The sequence below is a fragment of the Nonomuraea sp. NPDC050733 genome, assembly GCF_040654215.1.
In the GTDB taxonomy this organism is placed as follows: Bacteria; Actinomycetota; Actinomycetes; order Streptosporangiales; family Streptosporangiaceae; genus Nonomuraea.
In genome coordinates, this window is the sequence record NZ_JBFAHO010000072.1 from 1 (window position 1) to 21668 (window position 21668).

The 21668-nt window shown below is 74.5% G+C and carries 14 protein-coding genes and 1 pseudogene; 5 read left to right on the top strand and 10 right to left on the bottom strand.

Annotated features, from left to right (window positions below):
• Positions 1 to 132: 132 nt before the first annotated feature.
• The 4 genes from AB0H64_RS43910 to AB0H64_RS43925 form a co-directional block, all read right to left on the bottom strand.
• The gene (locus AB0H64_RS43910; protein ID WP_357637608.1) at positions 133 to 1155 is read right to left on the bottom strand and encodes an ABC transporter permease; all 1023 of its coding nucleotides are present in this window, start codon (positions 1153 to 1155) and stop codon (positions 133 to 135) included.
• Positions 1155 to 2672, bottom strand: coding sequence for a sugar ABC transporter ATP-binding protein (locus tag AB0H64_RS43915; RefSeq protein WP_357637611.1), 1518 nt, complete (start codon positions 2670 to 2672; stop codon positions 1155 to 1157). Before AB0H64_RS43915 ends, AB0H64_RS43910 begins: the two co-directional genes overlap by 1 nt.
• Positions 2673 to 2768: 96 nt before the next feature.
• Positions 2769 to 5318: a LuxR C-terminal-related transcriptional regulator gene (locus AB0H64_RS43920; protein WP_357637614.1), complete on the bottom strand. Its 2550-nt coding sequence runs from the start codon at positions 5316 to 5318 to the stop codon at positions 2769 to 2771.
• The gene (locus tag AB0H64_RS43925) at positions 5315 to 7387 is read right to left on the bottom strand and encodes an AAA family ATPase (RefSeq protein WP_357637617.1); all 2073 of its coding nucleotides are present in this window, start codon (positions 7385 to 7387) and stop codon (positions 5315 to 5317) included. The genes AB0H64_RS43920 and AB0H64_RS43925 overlap by 4 nt, the downstream gene beginning before the upstream one ends.
• A 192-nt stretch (positions 7388 to 7579) precedes the next feature.
• On the opposite strand from AB0H64_RS43925, the gene AB0H64_RS43930 reads away from it, so the two are divergent.
• Together AB0H64_RS43930 and AB0H64_RS43935 are read left to right on the top strand one after the other, a co-directional pair.
• On the top strand, positions 7580 to 8758 hold the full coding sequence (locus tag AB0H64_RS43930; RefSeq protein ID WP_357637620.1) for an FAD-dependent oxidoreductase: 1179 nt from the start codon (positions 7580 to 7582) through the stop codon (positions 8756 to 8758).
• Positions 8759 to 8831: 73 nt separating this feature from the next.
• Positions 8832 to 11108 carry an excinuclease ABC subunit UvrA gene (locus AB0H64_RS43935; RefSeq protein ID WP_357637623.1) on the top strand — a complete coding sequence of 759 codons (2277 nt, stop codon included), beginning with the start codon at positions 8832 to 8834 and terminating at the stop codon, positions 11106 to 11108.
• Here AB0H64_RS43935 and AB0H64_RS43940 read toward each other — a convergent pair.
• Positions 11096 to 11479, bottom strand: coding sequence for a hypothetical protein (locus tag AB0H64_RS43940; RefSeq protein ID WP_357637625.1), 384 nt, complete (start codon positions 11477 to 11479; stop codon positions 11096 to 11098). The two genes, AB0H64_RS43935 and AB0H64_RS43940, sit on opposite strands and share 13 nt — an antisense overlap.
• A 1-nt stretch (position 11480) precedes the next feature.
• Here AB0H64_RS43940 and AB0H64_RS43945 point away from each other — a divergent pair, with 1 nt between their 5' ends.
• Positions 11481 to 11771, top strand: coding sequence for a hypothetical protein (locus AB0H64_RS43945; RefSeq protein ID WP_357637628.1), 291 nt, complete (start codon positions 11481 to 11483; stop codon positions 11769 to 11771).
• Between the two features lie 49 nt (positions 11772 to 11820).
• On the opposite strand, the pseudogene tnpA reads toward AB0H64_RS43945, so the two are convergent.
• Positions 11821 to 12239: pseudogene (gene tnpA, locus AB0H64_RS43950) on the bottom strand (IS200/IS605 family transposase).
• Between the two features lie 23 nt (positions 12240 to 12262).
• Between tnpA and AB0H64_RS43955 the strand changes: the two are divergent.
• Positions 12263 to 13453 (top strand): transposase, encoded by a 1191-nt coding sequence (locus AB0H64_RS43955; protein ID WP_357637632.1) that lies wholly within the window; start codon positions 12263 to 12265, stop codon positions 13451 to 13453.
• A gap of 114 nt (positions 13454 to 13567) precedes the next feature.
• On the opposite strand, the gene AB0H64_RS43960 is transcribed toward AB0H64_RS43955, so the two are convergent.
• Together AB0H64_RS43960 and AB0H64_RS43965 are read right to left on the bottom strand one after the other, a co-directional pair.
• The gene (locus tag AB0H64_RS43960) at positions 13568 to 14419 is read right to left on the bottom strand and encodes an alpha/beta hydrolase (RefSeq protein ID WP_357637634.1); all 852 of its coding nucleotides are present in this window, start codon (positions 14417 to 14419) and stop codon (positions 13568 to 13570) included.
• A gap of 48 nt (positions 14420 to 14467) precedes the next feature.
• The gene (locus tag AB0H64_RS43965) at positions 14468 to 14932 is read right to left on the bottom strand and encodes a pyridoxamine 5'-phosphate oxidase family protein (RefSeq protein ID WP_357637637.1); all 465 of its coding nucleotides are present in this window, start codon (positions 14930 to 14932) and stop codon (positions 14468 to 14470) included.
• A 282-nt stretch (positions 14933 to 15214) separates the two neighbouring features.
• Here AB0H64_RS43965 and AB0H64_RS43970 point away from each other — a divergent pair, with 282 nt between their 5' ends.
• The gene (locus tag AB0H64_RS43970) at positions 15215 to 17602 is read left to right on the top strand and encodes a DPP IV N-terminal domain-containing protein (protein WP_357637640.1); all 2388 of its coding nucleotides are present in this window, start codon (positions 15215 to 15217) and stop codon (positions 17600 to 17602) included.
• Between the two features lie 2 nt (positions 17603 to 17604).
• On the opposite strand, the gene AB0H64_RS43975 is transcribed toward AB0H64_RS43970, so the two are convergent.
• Positions 17605 to 21081, bottom strand: a complete 3477-nt coding sequence (locus tag AB0H64_RS43975; RefSeq protein WP_357637642.1) for a BTAD domain-containing putative transcriptional regulator — start codon at positions 21079 to 21081, stop codon at positions 17605 to 17607.
• 190 nt (positions 21082 to 21271) lie between these two features.
• On the bottom strand, positions 21272 to 21649 hold the full coding sequence (locus AB0H64_RS43980) for a ThiF family adenylyltransferase (RefSeq protein ID WP_357637644.1): 378 nt from the start codon (positions 21647 to 21649) through the stop codon (positions 21272 to 21274).
• Positions 21650 to 21668: the final 19 nt, after the last annotated feature.

Genomic DNA, 21668 nt, shown 5'->3' on the forward strand with positions numbered 1-21668 from the left:
CGGCCGCGCAGCCGCCGCTCAGCCCGGCCGCGAGCACCAGCGCGGCCACGGCTCGTACGAGCCTGGCGGTGGCGCGGACGGGCGGGGCGGCGGCGCGCCCGAAGCGGCCGGAGCACACGAGCGTGGCGGGGCTCATGAGGCTCCCCTGCTCTCCGCGGGAGGACGGGCGCGCAGCCGCCGCCGGGCCGAGTAGCCGACGAGGCCCACCGCCACGAGCAGCGTCAGCCCGTTGAACAGCGGCGTCACCCAGAACTCCGCGCCGAGCTGCTCCAGCCCCGACAGGCCGACGGCCAGGACGGCGACCGCCACCACCGTGCCCAGCGGGTTGGGCCGGCCCGGCCGGATCACGGACGAGCCGAGCAGCGCCGCGGTGAACGCCGGCAGCAGGTAGTCCAGCCCGACGCTCGGGTTGCCGATCTGGTTCTGGGCGGCGAGCAGGACGCCCGCGAAGCCGGTCACCACCCCCGAGACGGTGAAGGCCGCGCAGACGTGGCGGCGGGTGCGGATGCCGGCCAGCTCGGCGGCCCGCGGGTTGGAGCCGATGACGTACAGGTGGCGCCCGAGGGGGAGGCGTTCGAGGACCACCCACAGCGCCGCCGTCAGCGCCACGACGTACAGCGCGAGCACGGGCAGCCCCAGCGCCATCGCGTCGGTCAGGCTCGTGAACCCGCCGGGCAGCCCCTCGGGGCCCGGCACGATCCGCGCGCCCCCGGTCACCCACCCCGTGATCGCGTACAGCACGCTGCCGGTGCCGAGGGTGGCGATGAACGAGTCGATGCGGGCGAACTCGACGAGCAGCCCGTTGACCGCCCCCGCCAGCGCCCCGCCCGCCAGGACGCCGAGGCAGGTCAGCGGCCACGGCCAGCCGGCCGACACGACGAGGCTCAGCGTCACGACGTGCCAGAGGCCGATCCCGTACCCGATGGACAGGTCGAACTTGCCCGTGACGATCGGCACCATCGCGCCCAGCGCCAGGATCGCGGTGATCGCGTTCGTGGACAGCACCACCCGCAGGTTGGCCAGGGTGGGGAAGGTCTCGGGCAGCACCAGGGAGAACACCGCGAACAGCAGGGCCGCCAGCATCAGCAGCCCGTAGGCGCCGACGAGCCGGCCGGGTGCGGACCGGCGCCGGGGTGCCGGGCCTCCGGCGGCCATCAGCGGCCCGTCCCGGTGACGGCGCGGGTGAGCCCGGTGACGGTCAGGGCGGCACCGGCCAGCTCGGCGGTCACCGCGCCACGCGTCAGGACGAGCGCGCGGTCGCAGACGTGCGTGATCTCCTCGGCGTCGGCCGAGACCAGCACGGCCGCCAGGCCGTCGCTCAGGGCGGCGTCCAGCAGCCGGTAGATCTCCGGCCGGGCCGCGACGTCCACCCCGGCCGTCGGCTCCTCCAGGATCAGCACCCGCCGTCCGGTCCACAGCCAGCGGCCGATCAGCGCCTTCTGCTGGTTGCCACCCGACAGGGCGGTGAACGGCAGCTCCGTGTCGGCGGGACAGACCCCGAGGCGCGCCAGCAGGCCCGCGGCCCGCGCCCGCTCCTCGCGAGGCCCGAGCCAGGTCAGCGGCGAGCCGCCGCGCAGGCGCGGGTTGGCCAGGACGTTCTCCCGGACGGTGAGGCCGGGGGCGGCGCCCTCCTCCAGCCGGTCGCCCGCGACCAGGCCGGCACCCGCCTCCACGGCCTCCGGCGCCGACTTCGGCAGATGGGGCCGCCCGTCCAGCAGCACCCGGCCGGCCAGGACGGGCCGCACGCCGGCCAGCGCCCGCCCCACGTCCACGTGTCCCGCGCCGGCGAGCCCGGTCAGGCCGATCGCCTCGCCGGCCCGCAGGTCGAAGCCGACCGGACCGGCCAGCGCGGTACGCAGGCCGCGCACGCTCAGCACCACCTCACCCGGCTCCCGGCGCGGCCGGCGGTGAACGGCGGGCTCGCCTCCCACGATGGCGCGCACCAGGTCGTCGTGGTCGATGGGTTCGCCCGCCACGATGGAGCGCTCCAGGCGCCCGTCGCGCAGGACGGCCACGCTGTCGGCCAGCTCGCGCACCTCGGCGAGCCGGTGACTCACGTACACGACGCCGCGGCCACGGGCGCGCAGCCCGCGCAGCACGCCGAACAACCGGTCGCGGTCGGCCGCGCCCAGGCTCGCCGTCGGCTCGTCCAGCACGATCACCTCGGTGTCGCGGGCCAGCGCGCGGGCCACGGCGACCAGCGCCCGCTCGGCACGGGTGAGATCGCCCACCCGCTCGCCGGGGTCCACCCGGGCGCCGACCGCGTCGAGCGCCGCCGCGCAGCGCGCACGCGTCCCGCGCGCGGAGATGAGGCCGCCGCGCCGGGGGTAACCGGCGCCCAGGGCGACGTTCTCCGCGACGGTCATCCAGTCGACCAGGCCGGGGTCCTGGTGGACGAACGACATCCGGCCGGCCGCGGCCCGGCCGCCGAGCGGGTGCCCGGCCACCGTCACCTCCCCGGCGTCGGCGCGGTGCACGCCGGCCAGGATCTTGATCAGGGTGGACTTGCCCGCGCCGTTCCGGCCGACCAGCGCCAGGACGCTGCCGCGGGCCAGGTCGAGATCGACGCCGTCGAGCGCGGGGATGCCGCCGAACCGCTTGCGCACCCCGCGGACGCGGACAAGCGGCTCCGGCTCGGCCCTGCCGAGATCGTGGCTGGCGCAGTCGTGCACAGGCCCCTCCGCGGGGCTCGGATCGCCCGGCGGGCAAGCTCCGACGGCCCGTCCGATGTTCCGTTCATCGTACAGAACCAAAGGTCAAGGGCTTGTTCAGCCGGCTTGACGAGTGTTCCAGGCGCGGACGATCTGCGCGCGCGAGGTGAAGCCCAGCTTGCGCAGGATGTTCTCGACGTGGTTCTCGGCGGTGCGTTGCGCGATCACCAGCGTCTCGGCGATCTGCCGGTTGCTCAGCCCCCGCGCCACCAGCTCGGCGATCTCCCGCTCCCTGCGGGTCAGCACGGCCGCGACACCGGGCTCCTGCTCGGCGTCACCGGCGTCGAGCGGGGGCCCGCCCTCCAGCGCGTACGCCGCCGCGGCGTCCAGCGTGAGCTCCGAGCCGCGCAGGAAGCCCGCGGTGAACTCCTCGTCGCCCAGCCCGCGCCGCAGCAGCTCCTCGCACCGGTCGTGCAGGCCCGCCAGGTGACCGAGCCCCGACAGCGACGTCCCGATCGACCGCCACACCATGTGGGCGGCGCCGAGCAGCTCGGCGGCGCGCGGCCGAGCCCCCTCGCCGGTCAGGATCCACGCCAGCCCCTCCAGGCACTGGGCGAGACCGAGGTGGTCGTGGCAGCGCACCTTGACGCGGATCGCGTCACGCATCATGGCGGCGGCCGCCTGCGCGTCGCCCCGCCGCCACCGGTCCAGGGCCACGATCCACAGGCCGTACGACACCGACCACTCCGCGCGCTCACGCCGGGCCGTCTCCAGGACCTCCTCGCACAGCGCGGACGAGCGGGGCGAGTTCATGAACACGGCGGCCATCGCGAGCTGGAGCAGCGCGACCCAGGCGTGGCCCCGGTGGCCGAGCGCCCGCCGCCGCTCCAGCGCCTCCTCCAGCAGCGTGAAGGCGCGCGGGAAGGCACCGGCGAGCAGCGCCGCGAAGCCGGTGATGTGCACCGCCCCGGCGAGCTGGGCCTCGTCGCCGAGCCGCTCGGACAGCGCCCGGCACTCCTCCAGCAACGGCCGCGCGGCCGCGGCGTCGCCCCGCAGCAGCACCAGCCAGGCGTCCACCCAGAGCGCCTTGGCCCGCTCGGAGCCGGCCGGGGTCTCGGCGGCCAGTGCCCGCTCCAGCCAGTGGTGTCCCTCGCTCGGCGACGTCCACGACAGCCGGTGGCTCCACATCGCCGCGCCGATCTCCAGCGCGGCCCACGCCTGCCCCGGCTCGCTCAGGCAGAACTCGAGGGTGGCGCGCACGTTGGCCTGTTCGAGGCGGAGCCGGGCCAGCCAGCGCATCTGGTGCTCGCCGAACCACTCGGCCTCGGCCCGCTCGGCCAGCTCGCGGCACCAGTCGCGGTGGCGCAGCCGCAGCGCCGTGCGCCGGCCCGACTCGGCCAGCCGCTCCTCGCCGTACTGGCGCAGCGTCTCCAGCATGTCGTAGCGGACACCGTACCCGTCGCCGGGCGGCATGGCCGCGTCCTCCCTGCGGATCACGATCGACTTGTCGACCAGCTCGGTCAGCACGTCGGACACGGCAGCCCCGGCGATCTCGTCCGAGGCGCAGACCCGCTGCGCCGCCTCCAGGTCCCAGCCCCCGGAGAAGACCGACAGCCCCTGCCACAGGGCGCGCTCCGCGGGCGTGCACAGGTCGTAGCTCCAGTCGACGAGCGCCCGCAGCGTCCGCTGGCGCGGCATCGCCCCCCGGCTGCCCTGGGTGAGCAGCCGGAACCGGTCGTTGAGCCGGTCGAGGATCTGCTCGACCGACAGCACGCGCATCCGGACCGCCGCCAGCTCGATGGCCAGCGGGATGCCGTCGAGCCGCCGGCACAGCCGGGTCACCGCCACGCTGTTGCCCGCGTCGACCGTGAAGTCCGGCAGCACGGCCGTCACCCGGTCGGCGAACAGGCTGACCGCCTCCGACAGCACCTCCGGCGCCGGCCCGGGGCCCGCCTCCGCGTCCGTCCCGGCGACGGCCGCGGCCACCTCGGGCCCACCGGACGCCGCGTCGGCCGCCGGTCCGGACGCGGGTCCCGGAGCCGCTGCGGACGCCGGTCCCGGGACGGGTGTGAGCGCCGGGCCAGGCCGCCCGTCCGGCACGGTCTCCAGCGCGCCCGGCGCGGTCCCGGCAGGAGCCGGTACGGTCCCCGGGGCGCCCGGCACCGTCAGCGGCGGTACCTCCAGCACACTCTCGCCGGCCACGTGCAGCGGCTGCCGGCTGGTGGTGAGGATCCGCACGCCGGGCCCGGCCGCGAGCAGCTCGCCCACCAGGGCGGCGCACTCGGGCAGCAGGTGCTCGCAGTTGTCGAGCACCAGCAGCGTCCGCCGGCCGCGCAGATGCTCGCGCAGCCCCTCCAGGTCGTTGCGGGGGCAGCCTATGGCCTGGGCGACCGTCTCGCCGAGCAGCTCCCCGGCGGCGAGCGGGGCGAGGTCGGCCAGCCAGACCCCGTGCGGGAAGCTCCGCGCCGTCTCGGCGGCCAGCCGCAGCGCCAGCCTCGTCTTCCCGACACCGCCCACGCCGCTCAGCGTCAGCAACCGCCCAGCGCAGAGCAGGCGCCGCGCCTCGGTCAGCTCCTGCCGGCGCCCCACGAAACTGGTCAACTCGACGGGCAGGTTTCCCGTTGCCCGTGGAGTCGTCGCCCCCGTGGCCATGTCAGGTTCAGTCATACCCTCCCGGACGCGTGATGAGCCCCCTGCCTGCCGGAACCTGTGAGAAGCCGCGGATCGAGGCCCAGCCGGACGCCCTCCCGGAACGCCGCCTCGTACGCCCGTACCCCGAGGGCGCACCGGGCCCGCGCCGCGCACCGCTCGTGCCACGGCGCGTGGTACGACAGCCGGATCGGGGAGGCGTCCACGGACTGCCACAGGGCGTGCGCGGCGCCCAGCAGCCGGGCCGCCCGCCCGTGGTCGCCGTGGGCGCCCGCCGCCCACGCCAGCACCTCCACGCACTGCGTCAGGCACCACTTGTCGTCGATGTCGCGGGTGAACCCCGCCGCCTCGCCCACCAGCTCCTCGGCCCGCCGCAGGTCGCCGAGGTTCCACAGCACGATGCCCAGCACGAGCTGCGCGTACGAGCGGGTCACGGGCGCCCCGTGCTCCTCGCAGAGCGCCAGCATCTCCTCGCCGCACTCCGCCGCCCGCCCGGGGCTCTGGCTCGCCCCGTACGCCGCCACGTAGTACAGGTTGAACACCACCCCGTCGAGGTCGCCCGCCGCTCGGTGCAGCGCCAGCGACTCCTCCAGCAGCGCGAGCCCGCGCCCCGGCTCGCCGGTGGAGAACGCGGCCACGCCGCTGGTCCGCACCGCGTACGGGAGCACGTCCGCGAACCCCTCGCGCCGGACCAGCGCCCTGCACTCCTCCAGCCGGGGGGCCGCCGCGGCGGGGTCGCCCTGGCGCAGCGCCAGCATGCTGTACACCCACAGCGCCGTCGCCCGGTCCCGGCCCGGCGCGGTCACCCGGTCCAGGCCGCGTTCCAGCCAGTACCGCCCTTCCGTGGCGGAGCCGGACAGCAGCCAGAACGACCACAGCGCCGCGGCCATCTCCAGCCCCACAGCGGGCGGCCCCGGCCCGCCGAAGCACGGCTCGATCGCGGCGCGCAGGTTGGGCAGCTCCCGCCGCAGCAGCCGGTAGCGCTCCGGCTGGTCGGGGACCGTCTCGTGGATCCGGTTGCGGGCCACGAGGTCCCGGTGGTGGCCGAGGTAGCGCTCACGCAGCTCCCGCTCCTCCTCGCCGGCCAGCCGCTCGTAGCCGTACGCGCGGATGGTGTCCAGCATCCGGTACCTGACGCCGCCCTCCGCCTGCTCGCCGACGAGGACCGACTTGTCGACCAGCCCCGCCACCAGGTCGAGCACCTCGCTCCGGTCCACCTCGCCGCCGGCGCACACCGCCTCGGCCGTCTCCAGGCCGGCCCCCGCGGGGAACATCGAGAGCCGGGCCCAGAGCCGCTGCTCGCCGGCCGAGCACAGGCGGTAGCTCCACTCCATGGTCGCGCGCAGCGTCCGCTGCCGCGGCGGCAGCGTGGCCGGCGACGTCACGGCCTGCAGGTGCTCGTCCAGCTCACGCGCCAGCCGTTCGAGCGGCACCGTGCGCAGCCGGGCCGCCGCCAGCTCGATCGCCAGCGGCAGCCCGTCGAGGCGCCGGGCGAGCATGGCCACGTCCGCGGCGTTCTCCCGGGTCAGCCGGAACCCCGGCGAGGCGTCGGCCGCCCGGTCGGCGAACAGCCGCACGGCGTCGTGCCGGGCTATGACGTGCGGCGGCAGCCCCTGGTCCGGAACCGGCAGGGACGGCACGGGGAGCACGTGCTCGCCGTACACGCCCAGCCTCTGCCTGCTCGTGGTGAGGATCCGCAGCCTCGGCGCCTCGCGCAGGACCCGGGCCGCGAAGCGGGCGCACGCCTCCAGCAGGTGCTCGCAGTTGTCGAGCACGAGCAGCATCCGCCGCCCGGCCAGGTGGTCCTCCAGCAGCGCCATGGGGTCGGACTCGCAGTCGCGCAGCCCCAGCGCCGCGGCGACCGTCGGCGCCAGCAGCTCGCCGGCCTCCAGGGAGGAGAGCTGCACGACCTCGATCCCGTCGCGGAAGGCGCCGCGAAGGGTGGCGGCGACCCTGAGCGCCAGGCGGCTCTTGCCGACGCCTCCCGTGCCGGTCAGCGTGAGCAGCCTGGCCCGGGCAAGGGCCTTCCGAGCCGCGGCCACCTCGTGCCTGCGGCCGACGAACGTGGACTCGCTCACCACGGCCATGACTGCTCCACCGGCCGGCGCCTCCGGAGGAAGGTCTCCCACCGAGGAGACCGGCCGATGTCTTCCAGCCTAGAACCCCTCCCGCCGTCACCTCCCGCGGGTGGCCCCGGAAACGCCAACGGCCGCCATGGATGCCTCAAAGCCGGGATTGAACCGGCCACGGGACGGCCAGGCACCTGGAGGGAGGAAACGATGCCCAAGCCCAGGATCGTGGTCGTCGGAGCGGGGTTCGGCGGCTACCACTGCCTGCGCGGCCTGGAGCGGCTGCTCCCGCCCGGCGCGGCCGAGCTGGTCCTGGTCAGCCGTACCGACTACCACCTGTACACGCCGCTGCTGCCGCAGGTCGCCGCCGGCACCGTCAACCCGGCCGACGTCGCCGTGCCGCTGCGGTCGCTGCGGCGCACCCGCCTGCGGACCGGCCAGGTCACCGGCGCCGACCTGGGCAGCCGCACGGTGACCGTCCGCCACCACGACGGCGGCCTGTCCACCCTCTCCTGGGACCGCCTGGTGCTCGCCCCGGGCAGCGTCACCCGCGTCCGCGACGTCCCGGGGCTGCGCGAGTACGCCCACGGCTTCAAGACCGTCATCGAGGCGGTGTACCTGCGCGACCGCGTCCTGGCCCAGCTGGAGCGGGCCGATGGCCTGCCCGACGGGCCGGAGCGGCAGGCGTGCCCCACGTTCGTCGTGGTCGGCGCGGGGCTGGCCGGGACGGAGTACGTCGCGCGCCGGCTGGGCGCTCAACGCCCTGCTCGGCCGCAACACGGTCAGCCTCGGCCTGGTCCCCGACGCCGCTGCCGGGCTCGTCCGCGCCGAGCAGCTCGGCATCGACCCGCCGCCCGCTCGCTCTCCCGGCCCCTCGCCGAGCTGAGGCGTAACTCATCAAATTCGATGTATTGTGGGGTCATGAACGCTGTGGACCTGTTCCTGCTGGGGCGCACGCTGATGAAGATCGGCGAGGAGGCCATGCCGACGGAGGGCATCGGGCCGCAGACCACGAGCGTGCGCACCGTCCTCATCGTCGTCAGCGACGTCCGGAGCCACCCCGACACCTCGGTGGGCGAGATCGTCGCCCGCACCGGCCTGCCGCAGAGCGCCGTGTCGGCCTCCGTGGCCCGCCTGCGCGAGGCGGGCGCCGTGGTGACCGAGCCCGACCCCCGGGACCGGCGCAGGACCGTGATCAGGCACGCGCCCAAGCTGTCCGACCGGGTGGCCGAGGTGCGCGCGGCGCCGATCGAGCCCGCGCTGGCGCTCGCGCTGGGCGGCGCCGAGCCCGCCGGCCACGACGAGGTCACGGAGGTCACCGCCCTGCTGGAGGCCCTCGCCGCCCGCCTCACCCCCGACTCCCTGGCCCGCCTCCGACCCTCGGTTTGAAGGTTCGGCACCCATCCCTCCCGGTGACCGCGCCGAAACTCTCAACCGGCAGGTCAATGACACACTTGCAGGCATGCCTTCCTCCCTCCCCAGCAAGCTGGCCGCCGACAGCCACGACGTCATCCAGGTACGCGGCGCCAGGGAGAACAACCTGGCGGGTGTCTCCCTCGACATCCCCAAGCGGCGCCTGACGGTGTTCACCGGCGTCTCCGGCTCCGGCAAGTCGTCGCTCGTCTTCGACACGATCGCCGCGGAGTCCCGCCGGCTCATCAACGAGACCTACACCGCGTTCCTGCAGAACTTCATGCCCTCCCAGGCCCGGCCGGACGTCGACGCGCTGCGCAACCTCAGCGCCGCGATCATCGTGGACCAGGAGCGGATGGGCGCCAACGCCCGATCGACCGTCGGCACCGCCACCGACTGCCACACCATGCTGCGGATCATGTTCAGCCGTCTCGGCGCGCCGCACGCCGGCCCGCCCTTCGCCTTCAGCTTCAACCGGGCCGAGGGCATGTGCCCCGTGTGCGAGGGGCTCGGCAAGACGTCCGAGATCGACGTGGACGAGCTGGTCGACCGCGACCTGTCCCTGAACGAGGGCGCCATCAAGGCCCCGGGCTTCGCCAGGGACACGTGGTACTGGCAGCTCTACGCCAACGCCGGCCTGTTCAACCCGGACGCCCGGCTGCGCGACTACACCCCGGAGCAGTGGGAGGACTTCCTCCACAAGCCCGCAACCAAGATCAAAATGGGCTCCAACACGTTCACCTACGAGGGGCTCGTCACCAAGATCCGGCGCCTGTACCTCGCCAAGGACCGCGAGTCGATGCAGACGGCGGCGCGCGCCTTCGCCGACCGGGCGGTCAAGCTCGCCCCCTGCTCCGCCTGCGACGGCACCCGGCTCAACGACGCCGCCCGCGCCAGCCTCGTCGCCGGCCGCAGCATCGCCGACTGCTCGGCCATGCAGATCGACGAGCTGGCCGCGTTCGTCCGCGGCATCGGGGACGCCTCGGTCAAGCCGCTGCTCGACACGCTGCTGGAGACGCTGGACTCGCTCGTCGAGATCGGTCTCGGCTACCTGAGCCTGGACCGCAAGTCCGCCACCCTGTCCGGCGGCGAGGCCCAGCGCGTCAAGATGGTGCGGCACCTCACCTCCAGCCTCACCGACGTCACGTACGTCTTCGACGAGCCGACCGCGGGGCTGCATCCGCACGACATCCAGCGCATGAACGGCCTGCTGCTGCGGCTGCGCGACAAGGGCAACACGGTGCTCGTCGTCGAGCACAAGCCGGAGACCATCGCCATCGCCGACCACGTCGTGGACCTCGGCCCCGGCGCCGGCTCCCAGGGCGGCCACGTCTGCTACGCCGGCGACCTCGACGGGCTGCGCGCCTCCGGCACGCTGACCGGCCGCTACCTCAGCCACCGCGTCAAGCTGCGCCAGGACACCCGCCGCCCCACCGGCCACCTGCCCGTCCGCGGCGCCACGCGGCACAACCTGCGCGACGTGAGCGTGGACCTTCCGCTCGGCGTCCTCACCGTCGTCACGGGCGTCGCCGGCTCGGGCAAGAGCTCGCTCATCCACGGGTACGTCGCGGGACGCGAGGGTGTCGTGGTCGCCGACCAGTCGCCGATCCGCGGGTCGCGCCGCAGCAACCCGGCCACCTACACCGGGCTGCTCGACCCGATCCGGACGGCGTTCGCCAAGGCCAACGGGGTGAAGGCGAGCCTGTTCAGCGCCAACTCCGAGGGCGCCTGCCCGGCCTGCAAGGGCATCGGCCTCGTCTACACGGACCTGGCCATGATGGCCGAGGTGGCGTCGGTGTGCGAGGAGTGTGAGGGCAGGCGGTTCACGCCGGAGGTCCTCGCGTACCGGCTGCGGGGCCGCGACATCAGCGAGGTGCTGGCCATGCCGGTGGCGGAGGCGCTCGAGTTCTTCGGCTCCGGCCAGGCGCGGACGATCCTCGACCGGCTCGCCGCCGCCGGCCTCGGCTATCTCACGCTCGGGCAGCCGCTCACCACTCTGTCGGGCGGCGAGCGGCAGCGGCTCAAGCTGGCCATCAACATGGCCCGCAACGGCACGACGTACGTCCTGGACGAGCCGACCACCGGACTGCACCTGGCGGACGTGGACCAGCTGCTCGGGCTGCTGGACCGGCTGGTGGACGACGGCAACTCGGTGATCGTCATCGAGCACCACCAGGCGGTGATGGCCCACGCCGACTGGATCGTGGACCTGGGACCGGGAGCCGGCCACGACGGCGGCCGGGTGGTCTTCGCGGGGACCCCGGCCGACCTGGTGGCCACGGGCACCTCCCTGACGGCCGATCACCTGCGGCTCTACGTGTCCTGAGGTTCCCGCTGCCCTGAGACCTTCGTCACCAGAGGGCGGCGGCGAGCAGCCCGGCGACGACGGTGGCCGCGCCCGCTCCGCGTGGGCGCGGCTACCGGCGCGCGCCCCGACGCCTGGCCGACGACGAGCTTCTCCAGCCGGTCGAGCATCGCGGTGACGCTGCCCGTGGTCAGGCCGAGCGCCGGCTCTAGCACGCTCGGGGTGACCGGGCCCTGGGCGAGGATGTCCAGGCACCTCAGGTCCGTACGGTTCACGCCGAGGACATCGGCGGCCGCCTCGTCGAAGGAGTCGACCGCGGCCTGCATCAGCCGCATCTCCTCGTCCATGGCGTCGCGGAGCTCGCCCGGAATTCTCTTGAACGCGATCCACACGATGACCCTCGGCCAGAGCGTCGGCGCCAACACCGCGCTGCGCGACGCCATGCTGCTGTGCCGGGAGCTGACCTGCGGCAAGCCGGCGCTCGACGCCGTCGCCGCCTACGAGCGGGAGATGAACCCGTACGGCTTCGCCCGCGTGAAGGACTCGCTGAGCCCCATGGACGGCGACGGCGCCGCGCACAAGCCGGTCATCGGACGCGCCCTGCTGGCCGGGATGCGCGGCTACCGGAGTCGTCGGTGGTGCTCCGGCCTTCGGGCCAGGGGTGGAGCCGACAAGCCCGTGTAGCGGGGCAGGAACAGCTGATTCGCCGTCAGGTGAATCGGCGTCCACCCGTTCAGGTGGGCCGGTTCTGTTGCTCGATGTACTGGCGTAGGAGGGGCAGGGGTGCGCCGCCCACTGACCCGGCGAAGTAGGAGCCCGACCACAGTTTGTTGGCCCGGTAGTAGTGGCGGGCGAGTTCGGGGAGCTCTTGACGCATCCGTCGTGAGGACACCCCTTTGAGGCTGTTGACCAGCTTCGAGATGGCGATCTTGGGTGGGAAGTCGACCAGCAGGTGTACGTGGTTGTTGCCGCCGTTGAACTCGGTCAGCTGGGTTTCGAAGTCGGCGCACACCGATCTCATGATCTCTTCCATGCGGGTCAGGTGGGTGGCGGTGAAGACTCGGTGCCGAGGGACTTCGTCATGAAAACCAAATGGGCGTGGAGCAGGAAGACGCAGTGTCTGCCGGTCCGGATCTCGCTGTGTTCGGTCATAGGCCAACTGTAGGATGCGCCTCGTGCGGCTTCGTTACTCCTTCCGGCTGGACCCGACCCCGATACAGCGAATCGCGCTGGCACGGGCGTTCGGGTGCGCACGGGTGGTGTTCAACGACGCGCTCACGGCCCGCCGTCAAGCGCACGCCGACGGCCTGCCGTTCATCAGCGACGGCGAACTGTCCAAGCGCGTCATCACCGAGGCCAAGCAGCGCCCGGATCGGGCGTGGCTGGGGGAGGTGTCGGCGGTCGTGCTCCAGCAGGCCCTGGCTGACGCCTGCATGTCCTACCGCAACTTCTTCGCCAGTCTCAGCGGCAAGCGCAAGGGGCCGAAGGTCGCCGCGCCCCGGTACCGGTCCAAGAAGGACAATCGGCAGGCGATCCGGTTCACCAGGAACGCCCGGTTCAAGGTGGGGGAGAAGCTGACCTTGCCGAAGATCGGCGAGGTCGCGGTGCGCTGGTCGCGGCGCCTGCCGTCGGTCCCGTCCAGCGTGACGGTGATCAAGGACGCGGCGGGCCGGTACTTCGCCTCGTTCGTCGTCGAGGTCACCGAACGCCCCTTGCCGCCGGTGGAGGCCGAGACCGGGCTCGATCTGGGGCTGGGGCACTTCGCCGTGCTGGCCGACGGGCGGAAGATCGACTCGCCCCGGTTCCTGCGCCGGGCGGAGAAGAAACTCCGCAAGCTGCACAAGGCACTGTCGCGCAAAGACAAGGGCAGCAAGAACCGCGACAAGGCCCGGATCAAGGTCGCCCGCCAGCATGTCAAGGTCGCCGACGCGCGGCGCGAGTTCCACCACCAGCTCTCCACGCGGATCATCGGCGAGAATCAAGCGGTGTTCGTGGAGGACCTGGCGGTAGGCGGACTGGCGCGCACGAGGCTGGCCAAGAGCGTGCACGATGCCGGGTGGTCGGCGTTCGTGAACATGCTGGAGTACAAAGCGAAACTGTACGGCAGGACCTTCGCCAAGGTCAGCCGATGGTTTCCTTCCTCCAAGCTCTGCTCGGTCTGCGGGACGCTCGCCGGGCAGATGCCGCTGGCTGTACGGGAGTGGGACTGCTCGTGTGGGGCACACCACGACCGGGACGTCAACGCCGCGATCAACATCCTCGCCGCCGGACGGGCGGAGAGGCTAAACGCCTCCGGAGGGCAGGTAAGACCACCAGGTGTGGTGGCGCGGCCCGATGAACGAGGAAGCCTTCGAGGTGCCGCATGAACCCATACGGCACGGGCGAGAATCTCCGGGCTTCAGCCCGGAGAGCGCGTCAATTCACCGTCGTGGACCGCGTGTGCCGGCGCTCAAGCGCAAGTTCGTCGACGACCTGTACGCCTATCGCGGGGCCGAGTGACCCGCCCGGCCGCCCAGCACACCGGCGATGTCGCGGAAGAGCCGCTCGTGGGCGGCGGCGGCCTCGGGCGAGGTGAGGTCCATGTTCTGGATGAAGCCGTGGACGAGCCCCGGCTCCTGCCGGTGCGTCACCCGCACCCCCGCCTCGGCCAGCCGCCGCGCGTACGCGTCGCCCTCGTCGCGCAGCGGGTCGTGCTCCGCCGTAACGACGATGCTGTCCGGCATGCCGCGCAGGTCCGCCGCCGTCAGAGGGCTCGCCCGCGGGTCGTCACGGACCGCCGGGCCGGACGTCCACCGGCTCACGGCCCAGGACAGGAAACCGGCGTCGAGCCCGTACCCGGACCCCTTCTCCGCGACGCTGGGCATCGACAGCGTCAGGTCGGTGTTCGGGCAGAGGAGGATCTGCGCGGCCGGCAGCGGCCCGCCCTCGTCCCGCAGCCGCAGGCACGCCATCGTCGCCAGGTACCCGCCCGCGCTGTCACCGGCCACCGCCGCCGGCCGGGCCCACCGCAGGACCGCGACCGCGTCGTCGACGGCCGCGGGGTAGGGGTGCTCGGGGGCGCGCCGGTAGTCCACGGCCAGCACCTCGACGTCGCAGCGCGCGGCGAGGCGCCGGCAGGTGGGGTCGTGGGTGTCCAGGTCGCCGATCACCCAGGCCCCGCCGTGCAGGAACACCACCAGCGGCCGCGCCTCGGGGGAGGGCCGGTAGTGGCGGAGCCGGAGCCCGCCCGGCCCCTCCACGTCGCCGACGGCGGCCAGCTCCGGCCGCCGGGGACGCCGGGCCGCCCGCAGGGCCGAGTCCCTGCGCAGCCGGGAGACGGCTGGAACGGTCATGACGCGCCATCCTGGAGGCCGCCGCCCCGCAGACGCGGGCACCATGCCTCAGGCCACGGTCCAGCGGCCGTCGCGCATCAGCTCGCGGCCCTTCAGCTCGTTCTCCTCCCGCCACGCCAGGATCCGCAGCGGCGTGACGCGGAAGTAGAGGTACGGCGTCGAGAGCGCGCGCGGGTCGAAGCCGGTCTTGACGGCGAAGGCGTCGCCCTCCCCCTCCCGCAGCCCGGCGGGCGGCACGGTCTCGACGGACCCCTCGATCACGGTCACGTCGCGGGTGTGGCCGAGCCCGAGCCGGACCTGCCCGCCGTCCCGCAGGTTGCGGCCCGTGGGGCTGTCCGCCCCCGTGGACAGGAGCAGGGTGGCGCCGTCCCACAGGAACGACAGCGGCACCAGGTGCGGCTGCCAGCCGTCGGGGCCGGCGGTGGACACCCAGGCGTCGACGTCACCGGCGAGCCGGTCGAGGACGTCCTGCTTGCGCCGGAGTGCGGTACGGGGCGGCGGGGCCGGGGTCATCGGGGTCTTCTCCTTCATGTGTGTGTGCCGTCATGACTCTGACACATCCGGGCGGGCGGATGTGACGGCCCCCGCCCGCCGTCCGCGCGGGCTGATGTGACCACCGCCACTCGCCCTCCGCACGGGCGGATGTGACGGCCTCCACCCGCCCTCCGCGCGGGCGTGTCAGCGATCTGTCAACGATCGCTCAAGCGGCTGTCGGCGGCCCCCGCGAGCATCACGGTGACCCGACGGAGAGGGCCGCGGACAGGACGCGGTCCCCGCAGGAGAGGAAGCCCCGCCATGACCCTGCCCCACACGCCGACCCTCCCCCACACGCCGGCACGCCTGGACGCGTCCGCCTACCAGGCCGCCGAGCTGCTGCTCCGCCACAACCGCCGCCGGCTCGTCCGCGGCGGCGAGATCACGCCCCGGTGGATCGACGGGGGAGCCCGCTTCTGGTACGCGGTGGACGCCGCCGAGGGCACGCGGTTCGTCCTCGTGGACCCGGAGGCGGGCACGCGGGAGCCCGCGTTCGACCACGACAAGGTCGCGGCCGCGCTCGCGGAGGCGTCGGGACGGCAGGTGGACGCCCGCGCGCTGCCGATCGCCGCCCTCGACTTCCTCACCGGTCCGCCGGGCGCGGAGAGCGGCGAGGTGGAGTTCGACGCGTTCGGGGAGCGCTGGCGGTGCCGGGCCGACGGCTCGGCGTGCGAGCGCGTCCCCGGCCCGCCGCCGACCGGCCCCCTGGAGGCGCGCTCGCCCGACGGGCGGCTCGCGGTGTTCCGCCGCGGCCACGACCTGTGGGTCCGGTCCCTGGAGGACGGCGGGGAACGGCCGCTGACCGCCGACGGCGACGCGGACCACGACTACGGCGCGAGCCCCGACTTCTTCATGTACTCCCCGTTCCTGAAGCGCCTCGGCCTGCCGCACGCGCCTCCCGCGGTGGCCTGGTCCCCCGACTCCACCCGCGTGCTGACGCACCGCACCGTCCAGGACGGCGTACGGCTCACGCACCTGACGGAGGCCATGCCGGCGGACGGCGGCGAGCCGCGACTGGTGACGCTGCGCCAGCCGTACCCCGGTGACGAGAGGCTTCCGGAGGCCGAGCTGGTCGTGCTCGACGTGGCCTCGGGCGCGGCCGTGCCCGCCCGCGCGGAGCCGGAGGCCATGCCGACGATGTCGCCGATCCTGCTGAGATGGGCGTGGTGGTCGGAGGACGGCTCGGCCGTCCACTACCTGAGCCGCTCCCGCGACGCGCGGACCCTGCGGCTGCGCCGGCTCGACCCGGCCACCGGCGAGGTGACGACCCTGGTGGAGGAGAGCGGGGCCACGCGGGTGGAGCCGTCGCAGCGGCTCGACCGGCCCCACCTCGTGCGCGTCCTGTCCGGCAGCGGCTCCGGCAGTGACTTCAACGGGGACTTCAACGGGGACTTCAACGGGGACTTCAACGGGGACTTCGGCGGGGACGAGGTGCTGTGGTACTCGCAGCGTGACGGCTGGGGCCACCTCTACCTGTACGACGCGCGCACCGGCGAGCTCCGTCACCAGGTGACGTCGGGGGAGTGGGCGGTCCAGGAGATCCTGCACGTGGACGAGGCGCGCCGGGTCGTCACCTTCACCGCCTCCGGGCTCGTCCCCGGCGACCCGTACCGCCGTACCGTGTGCCGGGCCGGGCTGGACGGCTCCGGCGTGGAGCGGATCACCGGCGATGACCTGGACCACGCGGCCGTCGTGCCGCCCGGCGGCGGGTACGTCGTGGACACCGCCTCCACCACCGGCACGCCCCCCGTGACCCGCGTGCTCGGCCGGGACGGGAGCGTGCTGGTCGAGCTGGAGCGCGCCGACATCACGGGGCTCGTCGCGGCCGGCTGGAGCGCCCCGGAGCGGTTCCGCGTCAAGGCGGCGGACGGGCGGACCGACGTGTACGGGGTGCTGTACCGGCCGCACGGGTTCGACCCCGCCCGGCGCTATCCGGTGCTCCACCACCTGTACCCCTTCCCGGCGGTGACCCGGGTGAGCCCCTCGTTCGACCCGGGCTGGCACGGCTACGACGCCGAGGCGGTGGCGGCGCTCGGGTTCGTCGTGATCGCCCTCGACGGGCGCGGGACGCCGGGGCGCAGCAAGGAGTTCCACGACGCGTCGTACCGGCGGCTCGGCGACGGCGGTCTGGCCGACCACGTCGCCGCCCTCCGTCAGCTCGGCGCGGACCGGCCGTGGATGGACCTCGATCGGGTCGGGGTGTTCGGCATCTCCGCGGGCGGTCACGCCGCCGTCCGGGCCATGCTCGACCATCCGGACGTCTTCACGGTGGGGGTGGCCGAGGCCGGCCCGCACGACCCCCGGTTCGGCGATCCGGGCACGACCGAGGCGTACAACGGGCCGTACGACGAGGAGACGTACGCCGCCGCGTCCAACGTGGACCTCGCCGACCGGCTCGCCGGGAGGCTGCTGCTCGTCCACGGCGGCCTCGACACGCAGGTCTCGCCGCACCAGACGCTGCGCCTGGCCGAGCGGCTCATCGCCGCGGACAAGGATTTCGAGCTGCTGGTGGTGCCGGGGGCGGACCACGTGTTCGCCGGCTACGAGCACTACGTCAACCGCCGCAAGTGGGACTTCCTCGTACGGCACCTGCTCGGCGTCGAGCCGCCGCGGGACCACCTCCTCACCCCGGTGCCCCCGGGCATGTAGCTTCAGGGCGCCAGGGTGGGCGCGACAAGCTCCCGCACCGTCGCGAACGTCGCGTCCCGGCCGTCCCGTTCGGCCTCGGCGTACCCCTCGTCGCCGAGCGCGTCCCGGGCGGCCGCCTCCACGCGCGCCGCGTCGGGCTGCGACAGATCCGGTGTGCCCCGTACGGCGCGGCTCGCTCCCAGCAGCCGCGCCGCCTCGCGCGGCCGCCCGCGCCGCAGGGCCAGGTCGGCGACGCCCACCAGCAGCAGCCCGACCGCCGGGGCGCTCATCGACCGCAACGCCCAGGGCAGCGCGGCGGCGCGACGGGCGCGCGCAGCCTCCAGGTCACCGGCCAGCGCGTCCAGGTACGCCAGCGAGTCCAGCACCATCGCCCGGAACCCCCAGCTCACCGGGATGTCCCGCGCCAGCTCCTCGGCCCGGCCCAGGTACGCGCGGGCCGCGCCGGGGTCACCGGCCCAGCGGGCCAGCTCCGCCCTGGTGTACGCGACCGCCACCCGCCCGTCGGGCAGGCCGATCCGCTCGGTGTCCCGCTCGGCCCGCGCCAGGGCCGCCGCGCAGCCGTCCGCGTCGCCGCCCAGCCACCGCAGGTGGGCCAGCTTCAGCCGCAGCTGCCACACGTCCTCGCCGGGCACCACCTCGGTGACCACGGCGATCGCCTCCTCGTAACGACCCGCCGCCCCTTCCAGGTCACCCCGCCAGGAGGCCAGCCCGCCCAGCGCCGTGAGCGCGGAGGAGACGCCCCACCGCTCCCCGATCGCCCGGAACCCGGCCAGGGCGCTCTCCAGAGCCGCCTCCGCCTCACCGTGCCGGCGCCCGGCCTCGACCCAGCTGAGGGCCTGGTTCATCCGCGCCATGGCCCGCACCCACGGGTCCTCATCGGCGAACAGCCCCTCCACCGCCCCGGCCTCCACCGCCCCGGCCTGCACCGCCCCGGCCTGCACCGCCCCGGCCTGCACCGCCCCGGCCTGCACCGCCCCGGCCTGCACCGCCCCGGCCTGCATCGCGCCGGAGTCGGCCGGCATGCGGCTGAGCGGTCCGATCAGGCGGGCCAGCGGGTGGGGACACCAGGTCCGCGCCGCGATCCCCTCGGCCGCCCGGATCCACTCCCCGGCCCGCCGCTCGTCGCCGTGCCCGTTCAGCTCGAACAGCGCGGCGACGGCACACGCCGCCGCCACGACCCTGCCGTCCACCGCTCCTTCCGCTGGGCCCTCGTGCGGGAGGCCCACGCCGGGCATGGCCAGCACCTCGGCGGCCAGCCGTGCCCCCTCCGCCTTGTGGCCGCTCAGCGACCAGTCGAGGAACCAGCACCAGCCCATCGCCGCCACCAGCCGTACCGCGGTCGCGCGGTCGCGGGCGGCGAGGGCGTCGCGCACGGCGGCGTCCACGTTCGCGCGCTCGGCGGCGAGCCGCCGCAGCCACACGGCCTGGCCGGCGCGGCGCAGCTCCGGGTCGGCGGCCTCGGCGAACGCGGCGAACCAGGCCGCGTGGGCGCGGCGCACCCGCTCCAGCTCGCCGGCCTCGCGCAGCCGCTCCAGGGCGTACTCCCGGATCGTCTCCAGCATCCCGAACCGCGGCCCCTCGTCGTCGGAGACCACCAGCAGCGACTTGTCGGCCAGCCCGAACAGCAGCGCGAGCACCCGCTCACCACTCCCGGCCTCGCCCACCGCCCGTCCGATGACGACGCCGCCGTCCGCGCGGACCCGCTCGGCGACCTCGGCTGTGGCCCCGCCGTCCGGGCAGACCTGCCCGGCGGCCTCCGCTGTCGCGCCCTCGTCCGTGCAGACCCGCTCGGCGGCCTCCGGTGTCGCGCCGCCGGAGAAGACGGCGAGCCGCCGTAGCAGCGCCCGCTCCTCGTCCGAGAGCAGGTCCCAGCTCCAGTCGACCACCGCCCGCAGGGTACGGTGCCGGGCCAGCGCGACCCGGCTGCCGCCGGTGAGCAGCCGGAACCGGTCGCCCAGCCGTTCGGCCAGCCGCTCGGCGGTCATCGTGCGCAGCCGTGCCGCCGCCAGCTCGATGGCCAGCGGCATGCCGTCCAGCGCCCGGCAGATCCGCACCACGGCCGCCGCCGTGCCCTCGTTCACCTCGAACCCGGGGTTCGCCGCCCGCGCCCGCTCAGCCAGCAGCCTGACCGCCGGGTACGTCATCGCCTCGGCGGCGCCCGCGCCCTCCGGCGGCAGGGCGAGCGGCTCGACCGGCCACAGCGCCTCGCCGGTCAGACCCAGGGGCTCGCGGCTCGTGGCCAGGATCCGCAGCTCGGGGCACTCGCCGAGCAGCCGGTCGGCGAGCGCCGCCACCGCGTCGGCGAGATGCTCGCAGTTGTCCAGGACAAGCAGCAGGTCCCGGGTCCGGAGTGCGGCCACGAGCCGGTCGGCCGGGTCGCCCTCGGGTATGGGCCCTCCCCACGCCTGCTCACCGATCCGCAGCGCGGCCAGCACCGCCCGCGGAACCTCGGCCGCCTCCCGCACCGGAGCCAGCTCCACCAGCCACACCCCGCCAGGCCGCCGGCCGAGGAACGCGCGGGCCGCCTCACCGGCCAGCCGTGTCTTGCCGGACCCGCCGGGACCGGTGAGCGTGGCCAGCCGATGCCCGTCCAGCAGGTCGCCGACCCGCTTCAGGTCGTGCCTCCGCCCGACGAGCCCGGTCAGCGGCACCCGCAGATTCGTCCGGACCGCATCACCGGGAGCACTCGCTGCGGCGCCCGCCGCGCGCGCCGCAACAGGGGCTCTGGGCGCGGCGGCCACCTCGCCGCGCAGGATCGCGGTGTGCAGCGCTGACAGCTCGGGCGACGGATCCGCGCCCAGGGTCTCGGCGAGGGCCCGACGTGCCCGCTCGTAGACGGCGAGCGCCTCCGCCCGGCGCCCGGCCGCGCACAGCGCGCGCATCAGCGCCCCCGCCAGCCGTTCACGCAGCGGGTGCTCGGCGACCAGCGACGTCAGCTCCACCACCAACGCGGCACCCGTCCCGTCGAGCGACAGCGCGCGGAGATCCGCCTCGACCCGATCCTCCAGCACCGACAGCCGCAGCTCCGACAGCCGGGCGACCGGTGCGGCGAAGAAGTCCGCCCCCGCCACGTCCACCAGCGCCGGTCCGCGCCACAGCGCCAGCGCCTCCCGCAGGATCCGCGCTCCGCCGGCCGGGTCGCCCGCCGCCGTGGAACGCCCGGCCGCGGCCAGCCGCTCGAACCGCACGACGTCCACCGTGTCCGGCTCGACATCCAGGAAGTAGCCGGCCGGGTGGGACTCGATCGGGACCGAGGGCAGCGCCCGGCGCAGCCGCGACACCAGCGCCTGCACCGCGTTGACCGCTCCGGCGGGCGGGCGCTCACCCCACACCCCGTCGACCAGCCGCGCCATGGGCACCACCTGCCCGGGGGAGAGCGCCAGGACGATCAGCGCCGCCCGCAGCCGCGCCCCGCCCACCTCGACAGGGGTTCCGTCATCCGCCCGGAGCTCCAACGGCCCCAGCATCCCGATCCGCACGTCCCCGATTCTGCCCGCCCGGTAGGTCCCATGCCGCGAAGAAGACCCCACTCCGGCCCGCGGCACCAGCCGAACGGTAACTCTCCGTACTGGCCGGTGACGCGCAGACCGGTGTGCGAACGGCACACGTGACCGCGGCGGATCGCGGCCCTCCTCAGGCACGAGGGGCCGGTGCTGAACCCTGAACAGATCACATCAATGCCGAATGTAAATGTCCGGCTCGACGGTGCCCGAGTGCGGCTCGAGCGCGGCCGACCCGGGCTGCGCGGAGTGCTCGCCTCCGGATCCGGTAGTGGCTGTCCGTTGACCGAACGGACGAACCCTGCTCGGTGTACAGGAGCTGGCGCGTGAGGTTCGGTTCCTCGACGGTGTCGAAGTCGGCGATGTGCAGAGCTCCGATACCGCTGGAGACCAGTCCGGCCGCCACCGCGGAGCCCGTGCCGCCGATGCCGAGCAAGGCATACCTTGGCAGCTTTGATCTTGGACCGGATGTCGTACGGAGAGCTGCGCGGAGTGGAGTCGATCCACGCGAAGAAGTTCCTGGCCGGTTCGTATCTCGTCGCCTCACGCGGGGTGAGATTGCCGGG